This window comes from Methylobacterium sp. WL116, assembly GCF_008039455.1.
Lineage (GTDB): Bacteria > Pseudomonadota > Alphaproteobacteria > Rhizobiales > Beijerinckiaceae > Methylobacterium.
In genome coordinates this window covers 1-5,123 of record NZ_VRUV01000330.1, presented here as the reverse complement: position 1 = coordinate 5,123, position 5,123 = coordinate 1, and the positions used below count along the sequence as shown (strand labels likewise).

The window sequence follows — 5,123 nt, the reverse complement described above, 5'->3', positions numbered from 1 at the left end:
CGCCCGCGCGTCCGGCCCCGCCCTCGCGCCCGGCCGTTCGGCGCGCTACCACGCCAGCCGGTGAAAAGAACCGCGGATGACCGCCTTGACTGAACAGATCGCCGTGACGCGCGCCGCCTCGGGCGCACGCCTGCGCAAGGGGCCGAGCAAGGGCCTCGACGCCCTGTTCCGCGCCGCCGCCTACGGTTCGGCCCTGCTGGTGCTGCTGGTGCTCGCCGGCATCCTCGGCTCGATCCTCTACGGCGGCTGGCCCGCCTTCCGCGAGTTCGGCTTCGGCTTCCTCACCTCGAGCGCCTGGAACATCGGCACCGAGCAGTACGGCGCCCTGGTCGCCGTCACCGGAACGCTCGCCTCCGCGGTGCTCGCCCTGGTGATCGGCGTGCCGATCTCGCTCGGCATCGCGATCTACCTGACGCAGCTCTGCCCCGGCTGGGCGCGCAAGCCCGTCGGCATGACGATCGAGCTGCTCGCCGCCGTGCCCAGCATCATCTACGGCATGTGGGGCCTGTTCATCTTTGCGCCGCTCTTCGCCCGATTCGTGCAGATGCCGGTGTCGAACCTGGTCGAGGGCATGCCGATCGTCGGCACGCTGTTCTACGCCCGCGTGCCCTCGGGCGTCGGCGTGCTCACCGCCGGCATCATCCTGGCGATCATGATCGTGCCGTTCGTGGCCTCGATCGCCCGCGACATGCTCGACCAGATCCCGACGATCCTGCGCGAGAGCGCCTACGGCATCGGCTGCACCACCTGGGAGGTGGTCCGCCACGTGCTGCTGCCGCAGGCCTCGGTCTCGATCATCGGCGCGATTATGCTCGGCCTCGGGCGCGCCCTCGGGGAGACCATGGCGGTGACCTTCGTGGTCGGCAACGCCAACCGCCTCTCGGCCTCGGTGTTCGATCCCGGCTCGACCATCGCCTCGCGCATCGCCAACGAGTTCAACGAGGCCGACGGCCTGCAGCTGAACTCCCTGATGGCGCTCGGCTGCATCCTGTTCGCGATCACCTTCGTCGTCCTGATCATCGCCCGCTTCCTGACGCGCCGCGTCAAGGTCGCCTGAGGGACCCGCCATGGACGCTCCCAACACGATCCGTCCGGCGCCGGCCTTGAAGCCGGCCCGCATCCGCGGCAGCCGCCGGGTCGCCGACCGCACGCTGCGGATCGCCTGCCTGGCGGCCACCGTGCTCGGCGCCTTCGTCCTCGGCTCGATCCTGCTGATGCTCATCGTCGAGGGCGCGCGCGGATTCTCGCCGCTGCTGTTCACCCAGCCGACCCCCGGCCCCGGCTCGGAAGGCGGTGGCATCGCCAACGCCATCCTCGGCAGCCTCGTGCTCACCGGCATCGGCATCTTCATCGCCACGCCGATCGGGCTGATGGCCGGCACCTACCTCGCCGAGTACGGCCGCGGCTCGAAGCTCGCCGAGGTGATCCGCTTCCTCAACGACATCCTGCTCTCGGCCCCCTCGATCCTGATCGGCCTGTTCGTCTACACCCTGATGGTGCGGCCGATGGGGACCTATTCCGGCTGGGCCGGCGGCGTCGCGCTGGCGATTATCGCGACCCCTGTGATCGTGCGCACCACCGAGGACATGCTGCGCCTCGTCCCCGGCACGCTGCGCGAGGCCGGCGTGGCGCTCGGCGCCCCGATGTCGACGGTGATCCGCAGCGTGACCTGGCGGGCGGCCTCGGCCGGCATCGTCACCGGCATCATCCTCGCGCTGGCCCGCATCGCCGGCGAGACCGCGCCGCTCCTGTTCACGGCGCTCAACAACAACTCGTGGTTCAGCCCGGACCTGATGGGCGGCGTCGCGAACCTGCCGGTGATGATCTACCAGTTCGCCCTCTCGCCCTACCCGAACTGGCAGCAGCTCGCCTGGGCCGGCGCGCTCCTGATCACCATGACGATCCTGCTGCTCTCGGTCGTCGCCCGCTTCGTCATCAAGCCGCAGCGCGCCCGCTGATCCGCCGCCGGCATCCACGAGGAACACGACGATGAACGCCGCTCCCGCGATCAACGCCACCCGGTTCGACGGCCGCAACCCGGCCGACGAGCACGCGCCGATCCGCATCAGCGCCCAGGCCCTGAACTTCTACTACGGCCAGTTCCACAGCCTGAAGAACATCAACCTCGACTTCCACGACCGGCAGGTGACCGCGCTGATCGGCCCCTCGGGCTGCGGGAAGTCGACCCTGCTGCGCACCTTCAACCGGATCTACAGCCTGTACCCGGAGCAGCGCGCCGAGGGGCAGGTGCTGCTCGACGGCCAGAACATCCTCGATTCCGGCGTGGACCTGAACGAGCTGCGCTCGCGCATCGGCATGGTGTTCCAGAAGCCGACGCCGTTCCCGATGTCGATCTACGACAATGTCGCCTTCGGCCTGCGGCTCTACGAGAAGCTGCCGAAGTCCGAGCTCGACGGCCGCGTCGAATCGGCCCTGCGCAAGTCCGCGCTGTGGGACGAGGTGAAGGACAAGCTCAAGCAGTCCGGCATGGGCCTCTCCGGCGGCCAGCAGCAGCGCCTGTGCATCGCCCGCACGGTGGCCCAGAGCCCGGAGGTGATCCTGTTCGACGAGCCGACCTCGGCCCTCGACCCGATCTCGACCGGCCGCATCGAGGAGCTGATCGAGCAGCTGCGCAGCGAGTTCACGATCGTCATCGTGACGCACAACATGCAGCAGGCGGCCCGCATCTCGCAGTTCACCGCCTTCATGTATCTCGGCGAGGTCATCGAGGTCGGCCCGACCAACCGCATCTTCATGAACCCGACGGTGCGCCAGACCCAGGACTACATCACCGGCCGCTTCGGCTGAGCCGCACCCGGATCGTTCGAGGACCCACGCCCATGCCCGGCCACATCGTCACGTCCTACGACACCGACCTCGAAGACCTGCGCCGCTCGATCTCCGAGATGGGCGGCGTCGCCGAGAAGATGATGACCGAGGCGACCGACGCGCTCGTCCGCCGCGACACCCAGCTCGCCCAGGCGGTGATCGTCGCCGACAAGCGCCTCGACACGCTGCAGCGCGAGATCGAGGAGCGCGCGGTGCTGCTCATCGCCCGGCGCCAGCCGATGGCGATCGACCTGCGCGAGACGATCTCGGCGATCCGCGTCTCGGGCGACCTCGAGCGCATCGGCGACCTCGCCAAGAACATCGCCAAGCGCGTCGTCGCGATCAGCGACCAGGCCCAGGCCCAGAAGATCGTGCTCGGCGTGCAGCACATGAGCGACCTCGTCCAGGAGCAGCTCAAGGACGTGCTCGACGCCTATGCCAGCCGCGACGTCAACGCGGCCCACAACGTGTGGGAGCGGGACGGCGAGATCGACGCGCTGTACAACTCGCTGTTCCGCGAGCTGCTGACCTACATGATGGAAGACCCGCGCAACATCTCGTTCTGCACGCATCTTCTGTTCTGCGCCAAGAACGTCGAGCGCATTGGCGACCACACCACCAACATCGCCGAGACGATCCACTACCTGTCCACCGGCGAGAACCTCGCGGGCGACCGCCCGAAGAACGACGCCTCGAACTACGCGACGGTGGCACCGGGCGCCTGAGGGCTGCCGTCTCCTCCCCTCCTCCTCTGCGGCGGAGGGTGGGCCTCGCGTGAGCGGGGGTCGGGAGAGGGGAGCGACCGCGCGGGACACGGCGCTCCCCTCTCCCGACCCGCTTCAGGGGGGAGGGAGGTCCGTGGCGATGGATGAGAAAGTCGGGCGGTCCGCCCGGGAGTGCCCTGCATGCGTACGCGGATCCTGATCGTCGAGGACGAGGAGGCGCTGACCACCCTCCTGCGCTACAACCTCGAAGCCGAGGGCTTCGAGGTCGATTCCGCCGCCCGCGGCGACGAGGCCGAGCTGCGCCTGCAGGAGCAGGTGCCCGACCTGATCCTGCTGGACTGGATGCTGCCGGGGCTCTCCGGAATCGAGCTGTGCCGCCGGGTGCGGGCGCGGCGCGAGACGGTGTCCCTGCCGGTCATCATGCTCACCGCCCGCGGCGAGGAGGGCGACCGCATCCGCGGCCTCGGGACGGGGGCCGACGACTACATCGTCAAGCCGTTCTCCGTGCCGGAACTGCTGGCGCGCGTCCGCGCGCTGCTGCGGCGCGCCAAGCCCAGCCACGTCGCGAACCTGCTGGAAGCCGGCGACATCGAGCTCGACCGCGACAGCCATCGCCTGCGCCGGGCCGGCGGCGAGATCCACCTCGGGCCGACCGAGTTCAAGCTGCTCGAGTTCCTGATGCAGAGCCCCGGCCGGGTTTATTCCCGCGAGCAGCTCCTCGACGGCGTATGGGGCCACGACGTCTACATCGACGAGCGCACCGTCGACGTGCATGTCGGCCGCCTGCGCAAGGCCCTGAACCGCGCCGGCGAGACCGACCCGATCCGCACCGTCCGCGGCTCGGGGTACGCCTTCGACGAGACGTTCTCGGGCGAGGATTGAGTTCGGCTTTCGGTGGACGGCTCAAGCGATCGCAACGATCCGCGACCTGCCGTGGGTCCCTTCTCCCATGGGGAGAAGGACAGGATGAGGGGCGTGAGTCATCCGGGTCGGTCACGCCCCTCACCCCAACCCTTTCCCCATGGGAGAGGGAGCCGTCGCGCACACTGAAGTGATTTCAGTCCTACGAAAATTATATTTTTACCAAGCTTCAGGGGACCTTCGTCCCCCCGCCGTCGAGCCCCGCGCTGCGGCCCGTCGCCTTCACGGCGTCCAGCGCGCTCAGCATCGTCCCCTCGGTGAGGATCTGCGGCAGAACCGTCGGCTCTCTGGCACCCGCGTAGAGCAGGTAGAGCGGCACGCCGCTCCGGCCGTGGCGCTCGAGCAGGCGGGTGATCTCCGGGTTCTGGTTGGTCCAGTCGCCCCTGAGATACGTGACGTCGCGCGCGCGCATCGCCGCGCCGACCGCCGCCGTCCCGAGCGAGGTGCGCTCGTTGACCTGGCAGGTGATGCACCACGCCGCCGTCATGTCGACGAAGACCGGCCGGCCGCTCGCCAGCAGCGCGTCGAGGCGGGCCTGCGTGAACGGCTCGATCCCCTCGGCCCGGGCCTGAGCCCCCGGTGCGACGCGGTCGTGATCGAGGGTGAGGGCGAGCCCCGCCACGCCGGCGACGGCGAGCACCGCGAGGC

At 69.4% G+C, this 5,123-nt stretch carries 6 protein-coding genes; 5 read left to right on the top strand and 1 reads right to left on the bottom strand.

From position 1 onward, the window contains the following. The first annotated feature begins 76 nt into the window (after nt 1-76). The 5 genes from pstC to phoB all read left to right on the top strand — a co-directional run bounded on the left by pstC (nt 77) and on the right by phoB (nt 4,436). Nucleotides 77-1,057, top strand: coding sequence for a phosphate ABC transporter permease subunit PstC (gene pstC / locus FV223_RS19525; RefSeq protein ID WP_147728564.1), 981 nt, complete (start codon nt 77-79; stop codon nt 1,055-1,057). Nucleotides 1,058-1,067: 10 nt separating this feature from the next. Further along, the gene (gene pstA, locus FV223_RS19520; protein WP_147728563.1) at nt 1,068-1,958 is read left to right on the top strand and encodes a phosphate ABC transporter permease PstA; all 891 of its coding nucleotides are present in this window, start codon (nt 1,068-1,070) and stop codon (nt 1,956-1,958) included. 31 nt (nt 1,959-1,989) lie between these two features. Beyond that, entirely contained in the window at nt 1,990-2,808 is an 819-nt protein-coding gene (gene pstB, locus FV223_RS19515; RefSeq protein WP_147728562.1) for a phosphate ABC transporter ATP-binding protein PstB, read from the top strand. Between the two features lie 32 nt (nt 2,809-2,840). Further along, nucleotides 2,841-3,554: a phosphate signaling complex protein PhoU gene (gene phoU, locus FV223_RS19510; RefSeq protein WP_147728561.1), complete on the top strand. Its 714-nt coding sequence runs from the start codon at nt 2,841-2,843 to the stop codon at nt 3,552-3,554. 180 nt (nt 3,555-3,734) lie between these two features. Then, complete coding sequence (phoB, locus tag FV223_RS19505) at nt 3,735-4,436, top strand: phosphate regulon transcriptional regulator PhoB (protein ID WP_147728560.1); 702 nt, start codon at nt 3,735-3,737, stop codon at nt 4,434-4,436. A gap of 208 nt (nt 4,437-4,644) precedes the next feature. On the opposite strand, the gene FV223_RS19500 is transcribed toward phoB, so the two are convergent. Then, nucleotides 4,645-5,123 (bottom strand): thioredoxin family protein (locus FV223_RS19500; protein WP_187276185.1); only part of this gene is annotated, 479 nt, incomplete at its 5' end.